Source organism: Ignavibacteriales bacterium, from assembly GCA_026390815.1.
Taxonomy (GTDB): Bacteria; Bacteroidota; Ignavibacteria; order Ignavibacteriales; family SURF-24; genus JAPLFH01.
Genome location: JAPLFH010000011.1, coordinates 59133 through 84239, shown reverse-complemented (window position 1 = coordinate 84239; position 25107 = coordinate 59133). Strand labels below are relative to the sequence as shown.

Genomic DNA, 25107 nt, shown 5'->3' with positions numbered 1-25107 from the left:
ACTATCAATTTAAAATAATTATTTATGATTTATTTTTATTTGAAAGAATCATTTAATTCGATAAGAAAAGCAAAATTATCTTTCTTATTATCACTATCCATTACATGTATCGCTGTATTTTTAGTTTCGCTGAGTTTTATTTTATTAAGCTTTTCAGGTGTTATTGAAGAAAAAATAAAAGAAAGAATTACTTTAAATGTTTTTCTAAACGATAGTTTAAGTAATGAAAAAATATCTGGAATTCAGGTATATCTGAATGAAATCAAAATTATTAAATCGCTTGAATTTATAAGTAAAGAAGAAGCAGAAAAAACATTTATTGATCAAACTGGAAACGATTTCAAAAATCTACTTGATTACAATCCGCTTCCTTCTTCCTTCGAAATCAAACTTCGCAGTGAATTCGTTAATGAAGAATCGATTAATAAATTAGAGAAATCAATAAAAAAATTTAGTGGAGTCTCGGATGTAGTTATTCAAAGCAGTCTAATTAAAAAATTATTAGATTCATTACGAGCTATAAAACTTTATATCCTTTTAATCTCCATATTCTTTTTTTTAGTTTCTACATACATAGTTTATAGCACAAATAGATTGATAATTCAATCCAAATTTTCTCAACTAGAAGCAATGAAACTTGTTGGTGCAAAAATCTCAACGATTAAGATCCCATTATTGATTAGTGGGATGGCAATTGGAACAATTTCCTCTTTATTAACCATATTAACAATTAAACTTCTGTCAATCATATTTAAGAACAATTTTGATTCGTTCTTGTTAGTATTTATCAATAATCCTTCATTTTTCATTTCAGTTATAATTAGTGGAATACTCATTGGACTAATCGGCAGTATAATTGCCACCAGTTCAATTTCGCACAGAATTAACAAAATTATTCTTTGATTAGAATGTGATATTTTAGTAGATTAAACAACCAATTTTTAATCTTTTATAGGGGATCCTATTATATGAAAAAAATGTTTTTTTATTTGAGTCTTTTATTATTAGTAATTGCGGTTCCTTCTATTGCACAAACCGGGGATATTAAAATTGGCGCCGATATGAGTATGTTACGAAATGCACAGGGCGCATTCTACGATTATTCGGATCCAGAAGCATTAAACATTAAGGTATCTGTGTGGGGATATGTTAGGTTTCCCGGCAGATATTTAGTCCCAGCTTACATTAATGTTAGAGATTTATTATCATATGCTGGTGGACCAACAAGTGATGCTTTTATGAATGATATGCGTATTTACAGAGTTCTTGAGGATTCTACATCAGTGATGTACAAGTTTGATTATAATGATTTAATGTACTCAGAAAAATTAACCAAAGTTAAAGAGATGGTTCCCGATCTTAGAGTTGGTGATTTACTTGTTATTCCCGGTGAGCCAAAGCTTTATTATAGGGATTATTTTTCTATGACACTATCTATTGTTTCTACATTAATTTCATTAGCAATATTGGTCATTAATATCGTAAAATAATGAGTGAGGATATAAGTGGAAGATTCAAAAATTAATATACGACAGAGTGAAGGAAGTTCCTTTAAAGATTACATAAATTTAATACGAAACAATCTTGTACCAATAATTCTTATTACTCTCACCGGTCTTGCAGTTGCTATTGTATATGCTATTAACGCTCCTAATATTTATAAAGCCACAACATCATTGAAGGTTTCTAAACCTGGCGGCAGCATTTTAAACTCCCCTTTAATGCCGGAGTTTCAGGATTTTGGTAGCGACCGGTTCATTGCTAATGAAATGGAAATATTAAAGAGTTATTCTTTAAGAGAAAGAGTTGCGCAAACTTTGTTGGATTTGTATAAGAACAGCAATATTAGGGACAGTTTTAATTTAATTATCAACAAAGAGTTTGGTAAAGAAAGAACTGTAACTACACCGGTAAAATCATCTTTACAAATAATTGATATGTTGAAAAGTGTTGTATCAATAGATCAGAAGAGGGGGTTAGATATTATTGAAATTTCAGTGGAATCTCCCTCTCCTTATGAATCTGCTTTAATTGCAAATGAATACGCAGCTGCTTATAACCTTTTAAACTTACAAACTAACCGAATACAACTAACTAACGTTAAAAACTTTTTATCCGATCAAAGAAAGGAAAAACAAAGCGAGTTGACCAGGTCTGAAGATAGCCTGCGAAATTACCAGCAAAAGGGCGGAATAATTGCTTTAGATGAGCAAGCAAAATCTCTTATAGACCAGTTGACAAACTTTGAAGCGCAAAAAAATGCCGCAAATATTGAACTTACAGTTGCTAAAAAGAATCTTACACAGTATAAAGATGAATTGTTGAAACAAGATCCCAGACTTGCTGATTATCTTCAGAGCTTTGCCGCTGAACCTTACTTAAAATCTTTACAAGAAGAAATAGCCAAGCTGGAAACTAAAAGAGATGTAGCTCTTGCAAGCAAAGGTTCAGATAATACTAACTCCAGACTTGCTGTATCTGATTACGAAGCAAAAATTAAGAACCTGAAGGATAAAGTAACAGAAAAAATGACTGTCTATAAAGCTGGAATTTTTGCCTCGAGTCCAGAAGAAATAAAAGCGTTGACACAAAAAATAATAGAAGAAGAAACAAAAATACAATCGGCAGGTGCATCATTGCAGGAATTGAATACAATTGTTCGGTCTTACGATACCAGGTTCAATTCCTTACCCAGGGCTACAATCGAATTAGCGAAGTTAACGCGTGATAGATCAGCCTTTGAAAAGATGTACTTACTTGTAGAAGAAAAATATCAGGAAGCGTTAATAAACGAGCAATCTCAACCAGGGAATGTGCTCATAGTTGATTCAGCACGTATACCTTACAGACCATCCAAACCAAATAGAACATTAATAGTAATTATTGGTTTTGTATTGGGTCTCGGAATGGGCTTTGGTTTTGCATTTGTAAAAAATTATTTCGATAACACAATTAAAACGCCTGAAGATATAACAAACAGAAACATTAATGTTCTAGCCTGGATTCCAATGATTGAAGGAATCGGTCAAAATGGAAATAAGGAATTTGAATTTATTGTTTCTAAAAAACCGGATTCAATTCCAAGCGAAGCTTTCAGAGCATTAAGAACTCGGGTTCAATTTTCTAAAATAGATAAAGAGGCTATTAAAACAGTACTAGTTACTTCATCTGCACCGCAAGAAGGTAAATCAGTTGTTTCTGTTAACCTTGCCGGCAGTTTTGCACAAGCAAATAAAAAAACTTTGCTAATTGATTGCGATCTAAGAAAACCAAGACAACATTCTATTTTTAAAACAAACAGATTCCCTGGTTTTACCGATTATTTTTTCGGTCAAGCTACATTTAATGAAATATTAAGAAATACCGGGATAAACAATTTATTTCTTATTACTGCTGGAACTATCCCACCAAATCCTTCTGAATTGTTAGGTTCTTACCAGATGGAAGAATTTTTAGCAAAAGTTAAAAATGAATTTGATATGATAGTTATTGACTCTGCACCGATTATTGCTGTTACGGATTCTGAAATTATATCGAGATTGGTTGATGCAACAATACTTGTTGTTTCTGCTAATACCACTGAAGTTGATGTTATGCAAAAATCCGTTGAATTGCTTAAACATGAACAAAATACCTTTATTGGTGTGTTGCTTAATAACTTTAGTTATAAGAGTGGTTATGGTTCTTATTATAAATATTACTATTATTACTCCAGACCAGCAGATGGTACAAAGAAAAAATCCAAAAAGTCTGAGTCGTGATTCAATCATTATTTTTAAATAATAGCTTTATTATGATTGTAAAAGCCGTAAAACCATTACCGCTATTGTTTGTTAGCTTTATATTGTTTATCAACACGTTTTCCCAATCCTTCCCGGATTATTTAGAAAGAAGTTTAACAACAAACAAAGACACACTTTTCAAAGGTTACCTGTCAGATGTTTCTCCAGGTGAAGGAAGTATAAATCCTAAATTGTATTTTGTTGGTCCTGGGGATAAAATATTTATTTCAATTAGAGGGATAGTTGAGCAAAATTTTAATCTGCAAATTAATCAGGAGGGCGGATTATATATTCCTAAAGTTGGGTTAATTAGTCTGCTTAACCAATCTTTAGAAACTGCTAAAAGTTCAATTAAAGAAAAAATATTGGACATCTACAAAAATGTTGAAATTCAAATATCATTGCTTGACATTAGAAAAATAAAAGTTACATTCATTGGGATTGTAACTAAACCTGCCTCCTATGTTCTAATTTCAAATAGTAAATTACTAGACCTTATTCTTCAATCCTATGGGCTGCAAAGTAATAGCGATTTGAGGAACATAAAAATTATTGATAAGGATGGAGAGACTAAATATTATGATCTGGTTTCATTCCTTCGATTAGGGAACAAAGAGTGTAACCCATATTTACGTGAAGGTGATTTAGTTATAATTACAAGTATTGATAAAACTGTTTCAATTGTTGGTGCAGTTAAAAATCCAGGTACATTTGAGTTTGTTAATAATGAAACTGCTGCTCATCTTCTTGAACTTGCCGGTGGTTTTTTAGACAAAGCACGCACCGATACACTTGAATTGACAAGATTTCTTGATGATTATAAAACAATTAAAAGCTTTTATTATTCTTACGAAGATTTATTAAACAATAATATCATTTTACAAAGAGGGGATCGATTAATCATTCGTGAAAAGCCTGAATATTTAATTGAGCAGTTTGTTACAGTATCCGGTTTTGTCAAATATCAAGGGATTTACAAGATTACTAAAGATAAAACTACTCTTAAGGAATTGATTACAAAGGATGTTGGTGGCTTTTTGGATAATTGTTCTTTAAAGGATGCTTATGTAATTAGAACTGTAGGTTCAAATGAAAAAGATCCGGAATTAGATAGGTTAAAATCGATTCCCCGCGCAGATATGACAGATGATGAATATGATTACTTAAAGCAAAAATCAAGAACCATAAAAGGTAAAATGGTTGTTGATTTTGAAAGATTATTTAATATGAATGATCTGTCAGAAAATCTGATACTTAAAAGAGGAGATGAAATTTTCGTTCCGGAAGAAAAAAAATATGTGTCGCTTGTTGGACAGGTTATAAATCCTGGAAATATTATTTTCAGACCTGCCTTAACAATTGAAGATTATATACAATTGGCTGGCGGATTCGGATGGCGGGCTTTGAAGGGTGATATCAGAGTTATAAAAGCAAATACAGGTGAATGGGTTGATGAAGACGATGTAGAAAATTTAGAACCTGGTGATATTATCTGGGTACCCGAAGATCCACCTAACCCAAGATTCTGGGAAGTTTTTCAACGAACCTTAGCCGTATTTGGCCAAGTTGCAACAGTAATTGCTGCTACAGTTGCTGTTATTATAGCTGTAAGGAAATAAATTGACGTATCATGAAATTCTAAATATATTAATTTTCAATAGAAAAATAATTCTGAAGATAACTTCAATTTCCACCTTATTTCTTTTTATAATTCTTGTATTCATTTATCCTATCACATATTCCTCAGTAGTTAAAATTCTTCCACCTGAAGAAAATAAAATGAGCAGTATAAGTAATCTTGTTGCTAATACTGATTTCTTAAGTCTTTTAAATTCGGGTGGTTCCCGCGGTAATTCTCAATTATTTGCTGAACTACTTAAGAGCAGAACATCTGCAGAATACGTGATAAATAAATGTAATCTGATGAACTATTTTAGTACAAAAGATACGCAGTTAGCCGCTTCAAGGCTTTCCAAATTAGTTGAGGTGGAAGTAAATAAAGAAGGGATTGTTTCTTTAGAAGTAGATGTTTCCACTCCATTATTTGGAAGATTCAATTCAGTTAATGATTCGATTAAAATACTTTCTGCACGTATTTCTAATACGTTTGTGGAAGCGCTGGATAAAATTAACCAGGAAAAGTTGAACTCCCGTGCTAAACGCTCCAGGGAATATGTGGAGAAACAATTAGTTCAAACAAAAATAAATATGGATTCTGCTGAAGTCGCTTTCAAAACTTTCCAGGAAAAGAACAAAGCCATTTCTCTTCCGGAACAACTTACAGCAGCTATTCAAACTGCTGCTAAATTAAAAAGCGAGATTATTTTTACTGAAATTCAAAAAGGAACTCTTGAAACTAACTTAGTTGAAAATGGCAATTCCCTTGAAGGAATTGAAAGAAAGTTGGAAGAATTAAAAAAACAATATCAACAAATAGAATTTGGTGAAAAACTTAACACTGATTATTTACCAGCATTTAGTAAAATTCCAGAAATGAGTTTAGATCTTGCAAGACTTTACCGTGAAGTCAAGATTCAAAATGAAGTTTATTTGTTATTGCAAAAACAGTTTTATTCAGAAAAAATTCAAGAGAATAAGGACGTTCCCACAATTGAAGTGCTGGATAAAGCTCTTCCACCATTACAAGCTAAAAGTCCAAGATTAATTTTTCATACTTTATTAGGCGCTCTAATTATTTTTCTTCTTACTTCTTCAATTGTTTTATATGCGGAGAATAAGAGAAAATTTTTAATGAGTAAATGAAAGGAGAGTGAATTGTATAAACCAACTGCAGTTGTTACCGGGGGAGCAGGCTTTTTAGGTTCCCATCTTTGTGATCGTCTTCTTTCGGAAGGATTAAAAGTTTGTTGCATAGATAATTTAATTACCGGTAATCCGGATAATATTGCTCATCTTTTTGGTAGAGATGATTTTTCATTTATCAAGCATGATGTTACAAATTTTATCCACGTTCCGGAAAGAGTGGATTACATTCTTCATTTTGCTTCTCCTGCAAGTCCAATCGATTATCTGCAATTTCCAATTCAAACCTTAAAAGTTGGTTCACTTGGAACGCATAAAGTATTAGGATTGGCAAAGGAAAAAAAAGCAAGGATTCTTCTTGCATCAACTTCCGAAGTTTATGGCGATCCAGCAATTCATCCACAAAAAGAAGACTATTGGGGGAATGTTAATCCAATTGGTCCGCGCGGAGTTTATGATGAAGCCAAAAGATTTGCTGAGGCAATTACGATGGCGTACCATCGTTACCACGGAGTGGAAACAAGAATTGTTAGGATATTTAATACTTATGGACCACGAATGCGTTTAAATGATGGCAGAGCCTTGCCAGCTTTTGTTGGGCAGGCTTTGCGTGGCGAAGACTTAACTGTTTTTGGAGATGGTTCTCAAACAAGAAGTTTTTGTTACGTTAGTGATTTGATCGATGGAATATTCAAACTTCTTTTATCTAATGAAACTGATCCGGTAAACATTGGTAATCCTTCGGAGATAACTATAAAACAATTTGCTGAAGAAGTTATTAAAATTACCGGAGTAAAAAGTAAAATTGTTTACAAAGATTTACCGGAGGATGATCCCAAAGTTCGCCAACCGGATATTACAAAAGCGCAAACTATTTTAGGATGGGAACCAAAAGTTGGTAGGGAAGAAGGACTTAAAATTACTATTGATTACTTTAAGAAAATCAAATTCTAAATATTCCGCTTAAGGATTGTTTATCTTCTAATTGGTTATTTACTTAAAGTTGAAGCAAATTCGTTCGCAATTTTCCCTTTAAATAATCAAAGTAAACATCTGCTCAACGGATTAAATTCTGCTTCAAATACATCCAGAGATTTTCTTATTCACTTCTTGACAAACCATTATTATTTATTTATTGTAAGATTAAAATTAGAACATCAAACTATGGAGGTTATTGCAAAATGAGAAAAATAAAATCTCAATTACTATTATTAATTCTTCTCTTCTTATTAACCGCGATTAATTTTTATCCTCAATCACCAATTGGGAAATATCAGTCCACACCAAAAGAGATAGAATATTTAGGATACAATATTTTACGAATTGACGATTCGGGTAATTTAGTTTGCCAGGAAATGAAAAGAGAAGAAAGAGAAGAAAGAGAATCTTTTCTCTTAAATGCAAATACTCAACCTCATTTAACAGTTGTTAATTCACTTAATAATCCAAACTCTGTGCGCGGACTAAAAGTTTTATTAAGAGCAACTGATCAGTTGCTTAACAACAAAGAAGCACTATTAGCATTTAGGCGGGCTGCCGCAAGATGGGAAAGATTTATTCAAACTAAAATTACAGTTGTAATTGATGTTGATTACGGTACAACAAGATGGGGAGAACCTTGGGCAGCTGGTGTTCTTGGCAGTACAAATTCCGCTTATAAAATTGTGCTTTTCCAAAACGGAGATTCTGCCAAAGTAACTGATATAGTGCAGGCACTCAAATTAAAACATCCGGCAGATGCCCAGCTACAGGCACTTTATAATGCCATTCCTATTCCTACTCCAAGCAGTGCCGGTACAAACCTTAACTGTGCAGTTGGTGGATTAATTAATTTTCAGGAATTAGGATTGCTTAATGCTGAAATCAATCCCGATCCTCAAATAAATCCATTAGGCTCAGTTCCTTCAATAGGATTCAATTCATCTTTTAGTTTTGATATGGATCCCTCTGACGGAATATCACTCGGTTGGCAGGATTTTGATGCTGTAGTTACGCACGAAATTGGGCATGCATTAGGTTTTAATTCCATAATTGGAAATGGTGGTGCCCCGACTAATTATTTTACTCCATGGGATCTTTTTAGAGTTCGTCCGGATTCTGTAGAACCAAATAATCTTGATGGATTTAAAACAACTGACAGAATAATTACACCTGGTCCTCCGTCATCAATTGTGCAGGTTACAGAGAATGGAGTTAAATATTTCAAAAGCAACCAGGTTTTTTTTGATGGCTTAAACGAAATTGAATTATCTACCGCCACTGGAAGCAGAGTAGGTGGTGATGGTCAACAAGCTTCTCACTGGCGTGATGATGACTTAAGACCGCCTTCGCTTGGAGATAAAAGACATATTGGAATTATGGATCCAACTGCTAACGCAGGTACACGCGAAGAAATTGGTATTAATGATTTACGCATGCTTGAAGTTATCGGTTATGAAATAGATTATCAGCCAAGCTTTGCATCAGTAATGCTGGTGCAAGGCAGCGATACGTTAGACCTGGATAAATCACAAGATACAATCAAGATAAAAGATGTACCACTTAATGGATCTAAGATGGTTAGCATAAAAATAATTAATCTTGATTTGAACAACATGCTTAATTATGAAACTGAAATTGAAATAATAACCAAAAGACCAGAAGATGCATCTGCTGATATTAGTGTGGATGCATTGTCCGGATCAATTGGTAGCGGTGGAAACACTACAATAAATTTGGTTGCGGCAAACGCTACAGCTCCTTCTATCTTCTTTGGTATCTTGCGAATCCATACCAACGATGAAAATAAATTAGTTATTGATATTCCTTTTAAAGTATCTGTTGGCGGAGCAATTGAACCAACAATTGTAACAGATAAAACTAATCTTGGTAATTTCGTTTTTGATAATAAATCTGGCAGCCAGTTAAGCTCAAAAGAATTAACAATTAAAAATTTTGGTAATCTTCCGTTGGAGTACAGACTTTTACTTTCCTTGACTGATAAAAGCAATCGACCATATGACACAAGATTGAAAAAAACAAGTGGGAAGTATGAGAATAATATATTATCACATTTTTATAGTGCGGAAGCTCTTGATGATGCTGTAGTTTTATTTAATGCAGATTTTGAAACTGATTTTAATGAGTTTACTTTTAAAGGAATTAATTCTGAAGATTGGCATAGAATAACTACTGGTCCATCATTGTTGGATGGTCATTCAAAGCCAACATCAGCACATTTTGGAATTGACTACATCGATTCAATAAAGTACCGTAACTATTCTGATGTTTACCTTACGAGTAAAAGTTTTGACCTTAGTAAAATATTGCCGGAAGATTTAGTTACTTTATCATTCAATTATTACTTACAGGCAGAAGAAGGCTATGACTTTGCTTCAGTTTTAATTTCTATTGATGGAGGAAAATCCTTTGAAGAAGTTGCAACATCAAACGGCGGGATTATTAAAAACGATTCTGTATGGCAATCAGTTTCTTTGCAACTGCCATATTTATCTGGCAATACTAATCCAGTTCAATTCGCATTCAGATTTACAAGCGATCAATTGATTGAAAAGGAAGGCTGGTTTATAGATGATGTTCAGCTAAGCGTTATTAAAAATTCCAATTCATATTACACAGATGTTAAGGGAGGAAAAATTACCGGCTTAAATGAAACTAATCTTGTAAAGCTTTTTGTAAATTCTCAAAAAATTGCGGCAGGTTATTATAAAGGATCTTTGTCGATGCTAAGTAACGATCCTGTAAAACCAGAATTTTCAGTTCCATTCGCAATTAAAAATTTCACTATTGAGCCTGTACAAAAAAATGTGCTTTATGCTTCAACCGGTAGAGGTACCGCAGCTAAAGGAAAATTACTAATCATCAATAAAAATACTGGCGCTGGAACTGAGATTGGAACTTCAGGTTTTGAACCATTAAAAAGTATTACGATTTCTCCTGAAAGCCACGAACTTTATGGATTAAATGCCAGCACATTTATTCCATCCTCAATTGTTTTGGTAAATTCGCAGGACGGATATGGATTATTTAAATACGAGTCGAGCTTTAAATTAAGCGCCATTGTTTTTGATGATAAGAACAATCTATATGCTGCTTCTGATGATAAGAAATTATTTAAACTGAATATTGAAACAGGCGACTCAACTTTCATTGGCGAAATTGGATTTAAGGTTGGAGCAATGACCATTGAACCTAAAACCGGGAATATCATTGCAAGCGTGGATGCATCATCCAATAAGGATAAATTATACCGGATTGATGTTAATACTGCAGATACATTCTACATAGGTAAAACCGGTCTTGGAAAAATAACGCGTGGTTTAGTGTTTGATGAAAAAGGAAATTTGTATGGTGTTGTTGGTGAAGATACACAATCGAGTACGTTTTTATCAATCGATATGTCAACAGGTTTAGCAACTCAGATTGGTGATGTTGCATTCAGAGGAGTAATGGGTCTGGCTATGTATGCCGATACTACAACCGGTGTGCTTACAAATAAAACTGATATTCCTGTTAAACTTATGCTGGATCAGAATTATCCAAATCCTTTCAATCCTTCTACCAGCATTAAATATAATATTCCGGAAAATGGTTTTGTAAAACTTATGGTCTTTGATATTTTGGGAAGGGAAGTGAAAGCACTGGTTAATGGAAACAGATCCGCAGGAAGCCATATTGAAAAATGGAATGCAACTAATTTTGCCAGCGGTTTATATTTCTATCAGTTGGAATTTACAGCGCAGGGAATAAATAAAACTACTTTAAGAAAGAAAATGGTTTTAACAAAATAAATCATTTCGCCAATGTTTCCAGCTGGATAATAATCATTAATATTTTACTGATTGTTATCCAGCGTTTTATTTTTAGAAAATACTTAAATGAAAAAAACTAACTAAATTCGATTACCTGCCTTTTCATTTTACCTTACTTCTTTTCTAAAACTTCTTTTGGATACAGATTTTATTTATATTTACAAACGCATTTAAGAGCTATTTATTTGCGCTTTGTTGTAGTTGGTCATTTTAAAGTATAAGATTTAATATAAAATGATTATTTACATTAGTAAATTTATCCGGGAGATTTTTAATGGCGAATTTCATTGGAACCTTTAATGTAACTCCTTCTTTACCAAAAAATTTAGAACCGCTGAGGGAATTAGCAAATAATTTACATTGGACCTGGAACCAGGAATCATTTGAACTTTTTAGACGACTCGATAGAGAATTATGGGAATCTACAAATCATAACCCGGTAATGATGCTTGGAAAAATTAGCCAGGAAAGATTAATTGAAGTTTCTAATGATGATGGTTTTATAGCTCATATGAGCCGTTCATATAATCAGCTTAAGACTTATTTAACACAGTCAAATTGGTACCAGAAAAATTTTAAAGGAAATGGCAAACCATTCATTGCATATTTTTCTGCGGAATTTGGATTGACAGAATGCCTGCAAACTTATTCCGGCGGATTGGGAATTTTGGCAGGTGATCATATTAAATCTGCTTCCGAACTTGGATTACCTTTGGTGGGAATTGGATTGCTTTATAAAGAAGGTTACTTCCAGCAATATCTTACCTCAGATGGTTGGCAGCAGGAACGTTATGAGTTGAACGATTTTTACAATTTACCAATGACACTTGAACTTGATGAGCAAAAAGCTCCGCGTAAAATAAAATTAAATTTTCCTGGAAGACCCGTTTATTTTCAGATTTGGAGGATTGATGTTGGGCGTGTTCCACTTTTTTTATTGGATACAAATATTCCTGAGAATGGTGAAGAAGACAGAAAAATTACCCGTACTCTTTATGGTGGTAATAACGAAACCAGAATTCAACAGGAAATTATATTGGGAATAGGTGGACTTAGAGCACTTCATGCAATGGGCATCAAACCGCAGGTATGTCATATGAATGAAGGACATTCTGCATTTTTATCTTTGGAAAGAATGCGTTTTCTAATACAGGAAGATGGATTAACTTTTGATGAAGCGAAAGAAGTTGGATATTATTCAAACATTTTTACAACACATACACCTGTTTCTGCTGGAATAGATATATTCGATAATCAAATGGTTGAAAGATATTTTGGCGATTATTATCGAAACGAGTTAAAGGTTTCTGACCGGGATTTCTACCAGCTTGGAACGATTAATCGCGATGCACCTCCAACTAATTTTAATATGGCACACCTTGCTATGAACACTGCTGGATATGTAAATGGCGTTAGCCGGCTGCATGGTGAAGTATCTAAAAAAATGTGGGTTTCCGGATTTAAAGGTGTTCCATTTGATGAAATTCCGATTGATTATATTACAAATGGAGTTCATACACGCAGTCATATTTCTACCGATATGGGAGAACTTCTTTATAGATATCTGGGTGAAAAATTTGTTATGAAGCCGGAAGATCAAAGTATTTGGGAACGCGTAGAGAAAATTCCTGACGTAGAATTATGGCGTACACACGAAAGACGAAGAGAAAGACTTGTAGCATTTGCCAGAAGCCGATTGCGAAAACAGGTTCTTGCAAGAGGCGGCTCTCAGTTTGAAATTGCTGCAGCAAGTGAAGTATTGGACCCAGGTGCACTTACCATCGGTTTTGCACGCAGGTTTGCCACTTATAAAAGAGCAACTCTTATTTTCCAGGATTTGGATAGGCTATCAAAAATTCTTAACAATCCTACCCAACCCGTACAATTAATTATTGCTGGTAAAGCTCACCCAAAGGATGAAGAAGGAAAAAAGTTAATCCAGGAGATTGTTCAATTTGCTCAGGATGAAAGATTCAGGAAAAAAGTTGTCTTTTTAGAAAATTATGATATGAACGTTGCGCGGTATATGGTTGAAGGTTGCGATGTTTGGCTTAACAATCCCAGAAGACCCCTGGAAGCAAGCGGAACATCAGGTATGAAAGTAATTGCAAATGGTGGTTTGAATTTTAGTGTTCTTGATGGATGGTGGGACGAAGGTTACGATCCAGAAGTTGGTTGGAAGATTGGCAATGGTGAAGAATATTTAGATTTGGATTATCAGAATGAAGTTGAATCGAACCAGTTATATAATACTTTAGAAAGAGAGATTGTGCCATTATTTTATAATAGAAGTGAGGATAAATTACCACGTGCCTGGCTGAGTAAAATGAAAGCTTCAATTAGAATTTTAGGTTCTATATTTAATACAAATAGAATGGTAGAACAATATTTTACTAAATTTTACCATACTTCTTATGAGAGTAGAAAAACCTTGATCAAAAATTCATTTCAACAGGCTAAATTACTTTCCGAGTGGAAGAAAAAAGTAAAGAAAAACTGGGGTCAAATCAAGTTCATTAATGTTGGTTTCGATGGAAGTTCTACGGAAGTTAAAGTTGGAAATGAGTTTGTTGTTAAAGCTGAAATATTTCTGGGAGAATTAGTTCCAGATGATGTTGAACTTCAGATATATTATGGCTCAATTGATAAACAATTTATTGCACATGCAAATTCTTTTGTTTCAATGCATCTGGAAAAGAATAAACAGACAAATAATATTTATACCTATAAAGGATCAATTGTTACACAGAACAGTGGACAGTATGGATTTACTGCCAGAATATTACCAAAGCATTCATTATTAAGAACTCCCTTCGATTTGGGATTAATAAACTGGGCATAGTTTTATGCTGTTAGAAACGTTGGATATTAAAAAGAATGACGTTTTAATTTTTTCTGAAAACAAGTTTGATCTTCAGAATAATTTTAAAGTTTGCTATAAACAAAAATCTTCTAAAAAACCTGTTACTATAAGTCTTAATGAGGTTGGGAATTTTATCAATGCCCCAGTTCCCAAAAGTTTGATTGTATATCGTCTCCTTACAAATCAACCTTCGTTTAATGCAAATATAACTAAATACGGTTTCTTCCTTAAAATCCAAGGTAACGTTGAATTAATTTATTTTGACCCAATCTTTGCAATTAAAGATATTGAGCATATAAAAAACAATATAAACTTCGAAACATTTCGATTCAAAATACAGCAGGTCGGTCTCACTTCAAATTCAAAAATGGGAAGCTACCTGGATTTTTCAGAAATCTATGCTTTCGATTTAAAAGCTGAAGAAGCGAAAAATCAAAATGACAGAGTATATGCTGAAGCTATTTTTGCATTTGACATTTCTTTTTCTGGTGAGGAGGCAAAATCAGTTGAAGAAATACCGATAATAAAAAATGAACATGATATTTCTAAATTATCAACTGATTCCTCTAAAGTATTTGTCCGGGCTAAAATAGATTTTAAGGATAAACCAACCATTGAAAACACTGTTACTGTAAAGAAAGAAATTATCCAATTGAAAGAGGACAAGAATAAAGAACAAGTTCATAACAATGTGGAACAGAGAACTGAAAAGCAAGTTAGTGTTGAATCGGGAACAATTGTTCCCAAAAAAGTTGAACCTAAAAATGTTGATTTTAGGACTAAAGAAAGCGAAACTATAAATTTTAGAGAACCTTTTAATGTCGATCAAGGAAAGATTAAAGAATATAAAGCAGTATCTAAAAATATTCCTGATTCCAATAAAAGAAAAAATGAAACTCTTATTCAGGAAAAATTTTCCGATAAAGAAAAGACAAAATCTTCCATTAGCGATTTTCTACAAAAGAAAAAACAAAATATTAAACAAGAAAAAAATTCCGGAAATTCAGAATCCGAACAAAATAAATTAGTTGATCTATTCAAATCATCTTCCAGCTTAGGAAGTTTTTTAAAAGATAGAGGTAAAGAATCCTTTATCCTAAAGATCGAAAAATAAATTCCGCCCGTTTCTGTCTCAGATTATAAAACACTATTTAATACGCTTGTTTGAATACTAAACTTTGGCGGAGTTTGTAAATGCTTTTTAACTGCGCATAATTCTGCAGCGTTAATAACAGCGTCTTTAAATTTTTCCGGAAAATCTTCCGGTAACTGAATATCAAGGTGAATATTATCAACTAAACGAGTTACAGGATTAAAGTTCATATTCTGAATGATTTTAATGTCTTTTGTGGGTATTCCGCGGGATGTGCAAAATCCTTTAACATAAATTCCAGCACACGTACCAATCGATGCCAGGAATAAATCGAACGGCGCTGGTGCAGTTCCATCTCCGCCTACTTGTATTGGCTGATCTGTGTGAATAATGTAACCATTATAATTTGCATCAACTTTTTTTCCTTCCGGAAGAGTAATTACTAATTCCATTATTTCTCCATTTTTTTTAAGTAAGATGAATTTTGATCAACAAGGATTCAATTGTAAAATATGACAGCTTCATTCTTTCATAAAATTAAATTTCTTTCTTGGTTAAAATTATCATTTCGATTATGTTTCAACATCTAAAATGTATTGCACTTTTATTTCGATTGAATATGAACTTTAGAATTTTATTACTTTTTTTTGCTTGGTTTATAACTTTTCTCTTACCAATGGATTCTTTCAGTCAATTCAATCCATTAGTAAATTCTAAGGATTTTGCTCTGTATCCTGAAGTAGAAACTGGAAATATTCAAGGATATATTTATGATGAAAAAGGAATTGCAATCCCGAATGCAAATATAATTATTTTGGAAAATTTGCGTGGCACCACTTCTGATGAAAAAGGGCGGTTCTTAATTAAAAATATTGCTGCAGGAAATTATAATATTAAAATTTCTCACATTGCTTTTGAAACACTAACAAAAAATATTATTATCACTTCTGATCAAACAACAGAAATGAATATTCAATTGAAATCAACATCGTTCCTAATTGGTGGAATAGAAGTAATCGCATCGAGTGAATTAATTCCAACCGAAGCTGCATCAAAAACATATATTTATGGTGGAGAAATTGAGCATTATCAGGCTTCAAGTGTAAAAGATGTTTTGGATTTGGTACCTGGAATTCAGAAAACTGATAATTCGAATTTGGGAAAATTTAGTCAAGCGGCAATCCGTGGTGATGAAACAGATAAATTATCTTCACTTGGTACTTTTGTAATGGTTGACGGGATGCCAATTTCTAACAACGCAAACATGCAATTTGAAAGGATGCAAAATATCAATACTGGAATTTCAAACCTCGGTGGTGGTGTGGATCTAAGAACAATTCCCGCTGATAATATTGAATCAATTGAAGTGGTTTCAGGTCTTCCATCTGTAAAATATGGTGATTTGACGGAAGGATTAATAAATATTAAAACAAAAACCGGGATTCAGAAACAACGGTTGAAAATAAAAAATAATCCTGATACACGCGAATTGAATTTGGGTGGTGGATTTTCTTTTCAGGAAAGAAAACTTAATTACAATTTTAACTTTGCCAGAAGTGAACGCGATGTTAGAAAAGTAGGAGATGAGTATTCACGATTAACCGGGCAACTTATATTTTCAAATCCAATTTTAATAGATAATCTTTCTGTTAACCATAAAGTTGGTTATCAAATTATTTTTGATGAAGAAGAACCTAAAGGTGATGTTTACAGAATAAAAAATTATAACCGGGGATTTGATATTGGGTATTCAACTTGGGGAAAATATTTTCTAACCGAGGATAAATCTAATAACATTGAGTTTAATGGTTATATCAACTTGAGGAAAGAAAATTCCATGATGTCCCGGCTTATTCAATCCGATTTAAGAATTTTGCCAAATGGTGATACAGTTTCTTCATATATTGGCAAAGTGGAAACGAAAGGAAATGAATGGCTGGTTGGCGCAAATTTAACATATAACAATTATTTTTTTACCGGAGATTTTCTTCATCGTATTTTAGCTGGAACCGAATTACGATATGAAACAAATACTGGTAAAGGAATCGTCTTTGATACGCTGTTTAGTTACTATGGTGTTGAATCCGGCAAGCGACCATATAGTTATGAAAATACACCAAAACAAATTTTGTTTAGTCTCTTTACGGAAGATATTATTACCGGCAAATTTCCATTTGATTTTGATCTTACCATCGGATTCCGCTATGAAATGTATAGACCAACCTCATTTAATATTAGCGGAATTTTTGGAAATGGAGATTTGGTTCAATCGAAACATGGTTCTTTTTTTAATCCAAGATTAAGTTTGTTTGTTCCCTTATCAGAATTTAATCAATTAAGAATTAATTACGGAACAACTTCAAAATCCCCGGCATTAAATTACTTGTATTTACCAGAGGATGTTCTTAAATGGAGAAATCCAAATAACAATAGCATTGTTTATTTGCGCTATAACCGCTTTGCACCGGATTTAAAGGGATTTAAAGAAAAGCAGCTTGAAATATCGTACGATCAGAAATTCAGGGAAGCAATCGGTGTTACTTTATCTTTTTATTATAAGGAAAGAAGAAATGAATTTGAAGAACAGCCAATACCAGTTTTTGTTAATACTATAGTAAATGGAGTAGAAAAAAATTATTATATAGACAACTATGCAGTAATTAAAAACCTGGGTTGGACGATCTCAAAAGGTATCGAGTTCATACTTAAAACAAAAAAAATTGAACCACTTAATATGACTTTTCAAGTTGTAGGGTCATATTCATTCTTAAACAGATCAAGAAATGGATTCGAGTTTGATCCTTCTCCAAATATATTGAAAGGGCAAATTCCTAATTACAAGCCAACTTCCGGATCAGATACTTTAATCGGATTTGTTTTTCCACCCAAAGGAAGCTGGAGCGATAGACTACAATTTAATTATTTGATACGATACACACTTCCTAAACTGGGTTTATGGGTTACATTTAGAGCGGAGCAAATTGTATTTGAAAGAAATCAATTTTACTCACTTGAGCCAATGGACTTTACTAAATTGAATACAAGCGAGCAATTAAATTTTAATTTTGATAGAGAAATGAGAAGGAAAAATTCTAAATGGTTGCTTGATATTAATATTAGCAAATCTCTTTTTACTGGATCAGAAATTTCTTTTTACGTGAATAATTTTATTGATGACTCAGCTGTTTGGCAGTATTCCAGTTCTCCAACTACTATTTCAGAGATTAAAAGAAATCCACCTATTTATTACGGAATAGAATTCAGTATGATTTTAGAAGACTTATTTTAGTTTAAATTATGAAACAGTTTTTATTTGTTATAATAATAGTTCTTTTTGTTTACTTAACCGGTTGTTCAGAAAATCCACCATCACTTCAGGATGGTAATTCAACTATAAAATTAATTGCTCTTTGGAATGATCCTGAGTTGGACTCAACGCAAAATCCAATCCCTTTGATAAATGCGAAAGTTATCGTTACATCTGAGTATGGGATTCAAATATTTTATACTGACAATTCGGGTTCGCTAAATTTAAGTAATTTACCAGCCTCAACATATAATATCTCAATCCGAATGCCTTACTCCAGGGATCCAAATATAATATTGATCGGCTCCATTTTTTCGGTTTCGATTAAATCCGGGCAAACATTTACTGATACAGTTGTCGCAAGTCCATTTTCTAACGATGAATTAGTTTTGAATGAAGTTTATTATGTTGGACCCGTTAATTCCATTTCTTATTACTCAGATCAGTTTATAGAATTGTATAACTCCAGCAGCAGCATAAAATATTTAGATGGAATAATGGTTATGCGATTTTCTGGCAATAACGAATTAGGAAATAAAGGACCGGGAGCGGACGAAGGGAACGACGCAGATATAGACGGAGTATCTTACATTTATAAATTTCCTGGAAAGCCAGGGGAAAATAATTATCCATTCTTTCCAAAGACATTTCTAACATTAGCAGTTGATGCAGTTAATCATAAAAACATTACTGCGAACAGTATAGATTTATCGCATGCGGATTGGGAGTTTTATAATCAATACGCTACAGATGATATTGATAATCCAAGTGTTCCAAACTTAATTAATCTCCGATCCGAAATTAAAACAGATTTTATAATAAATTTGAACTTCGATATAATTGTAATATCAAAGGGAATTGATTCTGTTTGGCAAGATGGAATAAATATTACTGATATTATTGATGGCGTGGAGTTTCAACCAAGTGCATCTCAGGCAAAAACTCTGGATCAAAGGGTAGACAGAGGATATGTAATTGGACCAAGCAAATACAGCGGTAAATCTATTCAGCGTAGAGAACCTGGTATAGATACAAATAATTCTTTGTTGGATTGGGATATTATTCAACCTCCAACACCGGGATATCAATAGCAAATTTATTTTTCTTTGAATTTATGAAATTAAGTTATCCGATTTTACTAATTACATTATTTCTAATTCCCATAGTTGTACCGGCTCAAAATGTTAGGTTAGCTTCGATGGGTGGAATGATTTTAGCAATTGACGATATTGATAATTCGTTGAATTTATACGACTATGGCAATAATCCTTCATGGCTAATTCAAGATGAAAAAACAGATAAGCTTAAGTTTATAACAAACATAGACAATAATTGGGGAAATTATAAAAGGAATTTAGATCCACTTGGAATACATAACCAAAAATTAACTGCTTCAGGAATAAAACAGCTAAGCTCTAATGAAACATTTCTGGGTACAGCATCCTATTCAGTTGAAAGAAAATCAGATTTACCAAATACATTAAAATATGATACATACTCTGGCGAAGCATTTTTTATGACTGATTCTGCTACCGGAAATTTTATTTATGATGGACCATCAATCGGTTTTATATACAACCGGCAATTAAATGATAATTTCTTTGCCGGTGCTGAAATGAATTATAAGATTTTAAACGGATTAAAAAAGAAGTATTCCCATGCTAAAACTTTGTTAAGAATTCTTGATGGTAAATTTGGTCTTTCGTATCAGTTCTCTAATGATTTTATTTTTGGGATGCACATTGGATTTTATGATTCTCAAGAATCAATTGAAAGTAAGAGCGAAGAATTAACATATCTGGAAATCTTAAATTACCGTGGAGAAAAATACTTTATAATTGAAAGGGGAAGCACAGTAGATCAGAAATTAAGAAAAAAAGGTTTGTTGTTAGGTTTGCAGGTTTCTTATTCGCCAATAAAAGATTTAGCTTTTGCGTTGAAGCTAAACAATGATCAAATTGGTACAAGGATTTTGATTCCCCAGGAAAACTTAATTAATTATGAAGAGGGGTACGCAGATTTTAACAATGCTAATTTTGAGTTTGCAACCAGGTATGGTGTAACTAAAAATTATAAAATTGGAACGATGTTTAAATTTTTCCAAAGCAAAAGCTGGTCAAAAAATTCTGGAGAAAATTTATTGCTCTGGAAATGGAAAGTAAATGGTTATAATGCTGGTATTGGTATTTCCTATCAAACTGATGATAAAAAGTTTTTGTTTGGGACTGAATATAATTACGGAAAAACAGAAGCTGATTCAGCCAAATATATTGATAATGTGTATAGAAAGTTATCCTCCGAAGTACATTCAATTAAATTGGGTTGTGAGGTAAAAGTAATAAGCAATTTATTTCTTCGGATCGGGTACAATTATATTTTTAATTCCTGGGATTTGCGAAGTGGTGGAAAGAATTTGAATGAAAATGTTTTTAGCGGTGGCTTTGGATTTTTGTTTACTAACTTTACAATCGAAGTAAATGCAAGCTATGGGTCCAAGTTAGCAGTTAACCAGAGTGAATTTAAAAGAAATTCTTTTGAAATTAGTGCAGATGTTATGATCAATAATTGGTAATATAAACATAAAAATAAGATGATTAAATTTTTACCGCTTGGTGGTGCTGGCGAGATAGGCTCCAGTTGTTTTTATTTAAATATTAACGGAACAGGAATTATCCTGGATTGTGGAATGCATCCTAGAAAAATTGGAATTGATGCACTACCAAAACTGGATTTGATTAAAGATAAAGATGTTGATTTCGTGTTTTTATCGCACGCTCATCACGATCATATTGGTGCTTTACCATTTCTGGTAAAACAGCATCCGTATATAAAAATTTTTTCTACCCCACAAACAAGAGCAATTTCAGAAATTACTTTGCATAATACCGTTTCCATTCTGGAAGAACAATCACTTAAAGATCCAAAATTAAGTCCATACACTCACGATGAAATTGATCTTCTGATAAAGAGCATTAATTACGTTGAACATAGTAATCAATTTACTGTTGCTGGATTTAAGGGACATAACAAAGAACAAATAAAAATTACATTTATAGATGCTGGTCATATCTTAGGTTCCAGTGGTATTCTGATCGAAAGTGAAAATGAAAGAATATTTTATACAGGTGATATTAATCTTTCTGATCAAGCGATAATAAAAGGTGCAAGTTTAAATAACCAAAAAGTTGATACTTTAATTCTGGAAACTACTTATGGTTCAACAGATTCTTCTCAAATTCCAATCTGGTGGAATGAGGCTAAAAGGTTTTCTTCAAGTGCTAACCAGATATTACAGAATGGAGGTTCAATATTAATTCCTGTTTTTTCTCTTGGTAAAATGCAAGAAATTCTTGCAACCATCTGGAACTTGATGTCTAAAGGTCTTCTTATTAAAACTGATATTTATTCCGGGGGAATAGGGAAAAAAATAAATAGAATTTATGATTACAATCGTTATGTTACCCGTAGAATTGATCAGGAATTTGAATTATCGGAAATTCCGCAAAAAGAAATTTATGAAGCCGACTTTAATATGTTCAGAAAAAATCCATCCATTGTTCTTGCACCAAGCGGGATGGTGATTGAAGGTACTCTTTCATTTCAATTAGCACAGGATTGGTTAAAACAGGATAAGTTTGCAATATTTGTAGTTGGTTATATGGATCCCGATACGCCAGGATATAAAATAGCCAATGCACAAAAAGGAGATAAAATTCAATTGAAGGATTTTTCAACTACCATTAAAGTAAAATGTTTAATTGATAAATTTCGCTTTTCTGCACATGCAAAAAGAGAGGAATTATTAGAAATTGTAAAACAAACTAATCCTTCAAGAGTAATTTTGATTCATGGTGATAACGAGGGAATAAATTGGATGGGGTATAATATATTGTTAAAATATCCGCACATCAAAGTTCATTATGCTGAAGTTGGAAAAACTATTGATTTTTAATTCCATTTGTTTTAATTGAGTTGATTGAAAAGGATTTTGAATCAAAATAATAAATTTGAATACCAAGTAATAGCAGCAAAACATCTTCGATTATTTTTTTTATTCCAACGGATTCACCACCAACAGTTCCAAAACAGCCGCAATCAATATTCAATCCTCTAAATAGACTAATGGTGATAAGAAATAAAAATAAAACCAGAAATGTATTTATAATGAAAGCGTTTTCCTTTATTGCTACTCCAAATATTAAAAACAAACCTGCAATAAATTCAATCCAGGGAATAACAATTGCAATAATATTTATAAAATAAGGTGGAAGAATTTTATAGTTATAAATTGAATCTGCAAATCCAGAAGGATCGGCAATCTTTTCAACAGCGGCGTATATAAATATAAATCCTAATACAAGTCTTGAAACAAGAAGCAAATATTTATTAGAAATAATTTCTTTCATAAATTCACGAATGTTGTTTCGATACTAAAATTTACGTTAAATATTATTATTGATAAACCGTAATTACATTCCATCAACCTTATTCCATCTTCCACTATTTAACCTCAGACGGATACCCGGCTTTTATCCATTCATTCCATCCACCAAAAAAAATAAATACTTTTTTGTAACCTAAACCGAATAAATTTTCTGCGAGTTTAGAACTAATATCGCAATCATCACCTCCACAGTAAGTAACGATTGTCTTATCCAATGGAATTGTTTGTAAAATTGGATTGCTATTATCAAAACTGTACTCTGGAATATTTAATGCATTTGGAATATGTCCATCTGCAAAATCCCATTTATCGCGCGCATCTATAAAAATTGCTTTCTTTGATTTGAATAGAGTGGAAGCTTGCTTCAAATAAATAAATGCTGGTTTTAAAAGAATTTGGTTGTCTTTGTTCTTTCCATCAGATAATTGTTTTGACTGTATATTCTCTTTCTTTTTAACTCCGCTAATTATTTTATCTTTAATTTCACTTTCAACATTTCCATTCACAATCGAATCCTTCGCCCAGGCGATTACTTTTTCTTTTCGTATTAAGGAAATTCCTTTTGAATAGAAAAAATTAAATAATATACCGAGGATTGAACTTGCGAATAAAATTACAATAATTACTTTGAAATCAACTTTTTGTTTCATTGGTTAAAAAATACTAAAAGTTAATCATTTAATTTTTTTCTCAATCTCTTCAACTTTATTACGACTAATGTCTAAAACTCCAACCATCAATCCGGATGTTACTACTACGGCTCCTGCTATTTGATAAATAGTTACATTTTTGCCAAACAACAACATTACAAATGGAAGCAGAGCCAGCCAAACGTTTGTATATGGCATCCAGAAGTGAGCAGCAAATTTAGATAACTTAAAAAACCCAAAACTATAAATGTATCCAGTAAAACCAGCCGCAATTACAAATAAAATCGGTAACCAGTTATTGGGAATAATGTTTCCTTGAAATAAAGCAAAAAATCTATGGTATCCGGTAGATGATATTATTGTTTCAATATTATTTTCAACTTCCTTAGGAAGATTATTTTTTAATACATATTCTTTATCAGATTTATCATAATAATCAAGAAGATAAGTTTTTTTCTTTTCATCAAGTTTTAAGAGTACAGAATTTTCAAATTTTGATGCTTCAATCTTATCTGGAATATTTGCTCTTAACAAAGTTGCAACAATGGGGAATATAAATAGAGCTGAACAAATAAAAACCATTTTCCATATTTCCCGCCATACTACTAAAGCATTTGGACCAACTCCCGCTTTTGCAGTTTGTACAGTTTTGTTATTTAGTACCTGTTGAGATAAAAGACAGCAATTTATAATTATAACCCAGATAATAGCGCTAAAATCCAAAACTTCATTTGGATCTCTTATTTCTCCAATCATCCAGGGAATATGTGGAACTGCAAGACCAATTATAACAAGAGAAATTCCTATCCAATGTTCCTTTCTAATTACCGCATCGAAAAGAAATTTTCCGAAAAATGGTAGAAAGGCTAAATAGACGTTAAGATAGGGTGCATAAATATGTGGTGAATAATACCTTGGAAGATAAAAAAATCCGATATTCTCTATAACTCCGGTAAATGCACAAATAATAATAGTGTACATTGAAATGATGCCAGGCCAAAAATATTTTAATTTCTTCCCACGAATTATTTCAATAGTTACAGCTATAACCGCCCAAAGTAATTTTGAAATTTCTCTCCACCAGGTCATTACTCCTGGTGAAATATCTAATGCTTTACCGCCTGTGTACTTAGGCTGGGTGCCCATCCAGTTAAGAATATATTGTCCACCCAAACCACCATTAATGATTGCTAACCAGATAATTAGAAGTATCCATTCCATTGAATGATTACCTTATTTTAGTTTGCGAAAAAAATAAGCTCCAAATGAAATTCAAATATCAAGTTTATTAATGAGTTCCAACTTATTATATTGAAACTAAAAAGTCAAAGCTATTTAGGATTAACAAAGGATTTATTTATTGCCTTCCTGCTTAGCAAAATATATTTTTGAAA

At 32.5% G+C, this 25107-nt stretch carries 17 protein-coding genes; 13 read left to right on the top strand and 4 right to left on the bottom strand.

Annotated elements, in window-relative coordinates:
* Positions 1-24: 24 nt before the first annotated feature.
* The 9 genes from NTX22_04770 to NTX22_04730 all read left to right on the top strand — a co-directional run bounded on the left by NTX22_04770 (position 25) and on the right by NTX22_04730 (position 15333).
* Positions 25-903, top strand: a complete 879-nt coding sequence (locus NTX22_04770) for a permease-like cell division protein FtsX (protein ID MCX6149818.1) — start codon at positions 25-27, stop codon at positions 901-903.
* Between the two features lie 65 nt (positions 904-968).
* Positions 969-1490, top strand: a complete 522-nt coding sequence (locus tag NTX22_04765) for an SLBB domain-containing protein (protein ID MCX6149817.1) — start codon at positions 969-971, stop codon at positions 1488-1490.
* Between the two features lie 15 nt (positions 1491-1505).
* Positions 1506-3761, top strand: a complete 2256-nt coding sequence (locus NTX22_04760; GenBank protein MCX6149816.1) for a polysaccharide biosynthesis tyrosine autokinase — start codon at positions 1506-1508, stop codon at positions 3759-3761.
* A gap of 32 nt (positions 3762-3793) precedes the next feature.
* Positions 3794-5401 carry an SLBB domain-containing protein gene (locus NTX22_04755; GenBank protein MCX6149815.1) on the top strand — a complete coding sequence of 536 codons (1608 nt, stop codon included), beginning with the start codon at positions 3794-3796 and terminating at the stop codon, positions 5399-5401.
* Between the two features lies 1 nt (position 5402).
* On the top strand, positions 5403-6545 hold the full coding sequence (locus tag NTX22_04750) for a Wzz/FepE/Etk N-terminal domain-containing protein (protein ID MCX6149814.1): 1143 nt from the start codon (positions 5403-5405) through the stop codon (positions 6543-6545).
* A 12-nt stretch (positions 6546-6557) separates the two neighbouring features.
* Positions 6558-7499: an SDR family oxidoreductase gene (locus tag NTX22_04745; GenBank protein MCX6149813.1), complete on the top strand. Its 942-nt coding sequence runs from the start codon at positions 6558-6560 to the stop codon at positions 7497-7499.
* A gap of 227 nt (positions 7500-7726) precedes the next feature.
* Positions 7727-11335, top strand: a complete 3609-nt coding sequence (locus tag NTX22_04740; protein ID MCX6149812.1) for an NF038122 family metalloprotease — start codon at positions 7727-7729, stop codon at positions 11333-11335.
* Between the two features lie 295 nt (positions 11336-11630).
* Positions 11631-14198, top strand: coding sequence for an alpha-glucan family phosphorylase (gene glgP / locus NTX22_04735; GenBank protein ID MCX6149811.1), 2568 nt, complete (start codon positions 11631-11633; stop codon positions 14196-14198).
* 4 nt (positions 14199-14202) lie between these two features.
* Complete coding sequence (locus NTX22_04730; GenBank protein ID MCX6149810.1) at positions 14203-15333, top strand: hypothetical protein; 1131 nt, start codon at positions 14203-14205, stop codon at positions 15331-15333.
* Between the two features lie 23 nt (positions 15334-15356).
* On the opposite strand, the gene NTX22_04725 is transcribed toward NTX22_04730, so the two are convergent.
* Positions 15357-15764, bottom strand: a complete 408-nt coding sequence (locus NTX22_04725) for an OsmC family protein (protein MCX6149809.1) — start codon at positions 15762-15764, stop codon at positions 15357-15359.
* 167 nt (positions 15765-15931) lie between these two features.
* Between NTX22_04725 and NTX22_04720 the strand changes: the two genes are divergently transcribed.
* From NTX22_04720 to NTX22_04705, 4 genes are read left to right on the top strand one after another with little or no spacing between them, the layout of a single operon-like run.
* Positions 15932-18601, top strand: a complete 2670-nt coding sequence (locus NTX22_04720) for a carboxypeptidase-like regulatory domain-containing protein (protein ID MCX6149808.1) — start codon at positions 15932-15934, stop codon at positions 18599-18601.
* Between the two features lie 8 nt (positions 18602-18609).
* Positions 18610-19710 (top strand): DUF4876 domain-containing protein, encoded by a 1101-nt coding sequence (locus tag NTX22_04715; protein ID MCX6149807.1) that lies wholly within the window; start codon positions 18610-18612, stop codon positions 19708-19710.
* Positions 19711-19733: 23 nt separating this feature from the next.
* Positions 19734-21191 carry a hypothetical protein gene (locus NTX22_04710; GenBank protein MCX6149806.1) on the top strand — a complete coding sequence of 486 codons (1458 nt, stop codon included), beginning with the start codon at positions 19734-19736 and terminating at the stop codon, positions 21189-21191.
* Positions 21192-21209: 18 nt separating this feature from the next.
* Entirely contained in the window at positions 21210-22571 is a 1362-nt protein-coding gene (locus tag NTX22_04705) for an MBL fold metallo-hydrolase (GenBank protein MCX6149805.1), read from the top strand.
* Here the strand turns inward: NTX22_04705 and NTX22_04700 are convergent.
* From NTX22_04700 to NTX22_04690, 3 genes are all read right to left on the bottom strand, one after another.
* Positions 22558-23025 carry a DoxX family membrane protein gene (locus NTX22_04700; protein ID MCX6149804.1) on the bottom strand — a complete coding sequence of 156 codons (468 nt, stop codon included), beginning with the start codon at positions 23023-23025 and terminating at the stop codon, positions 22558-22560. The genes NTX22_04705 and NTX22_04700 overlap by 14 nt on opposite strands.
* A gap of 94 nt (positions 23026-23119) precedes the next feature.
* Complete coding sequence (locus NTX22_04695; GenBank protein MCX6149803.1) at positions 23120-23713, bottom strand: rhodanese-like domain-containing protein; 594 nt, start codon at positions 23711-23713, stop codon at positions 23120-23122.
* A gap of 24 nt (positions 23714-23737) precedes the next feature.
* Complete coding sequence (locus tag NTX22_04690) at positions 23738-24934, bottom strand: hypothetical protein (protein MCX6149802.1); 1197 nt, start codon at positions 24932-24934, stop codon at positions 23738-23740.
* Positions 24935-25107 lie beyond the last annotated feature (173 nt).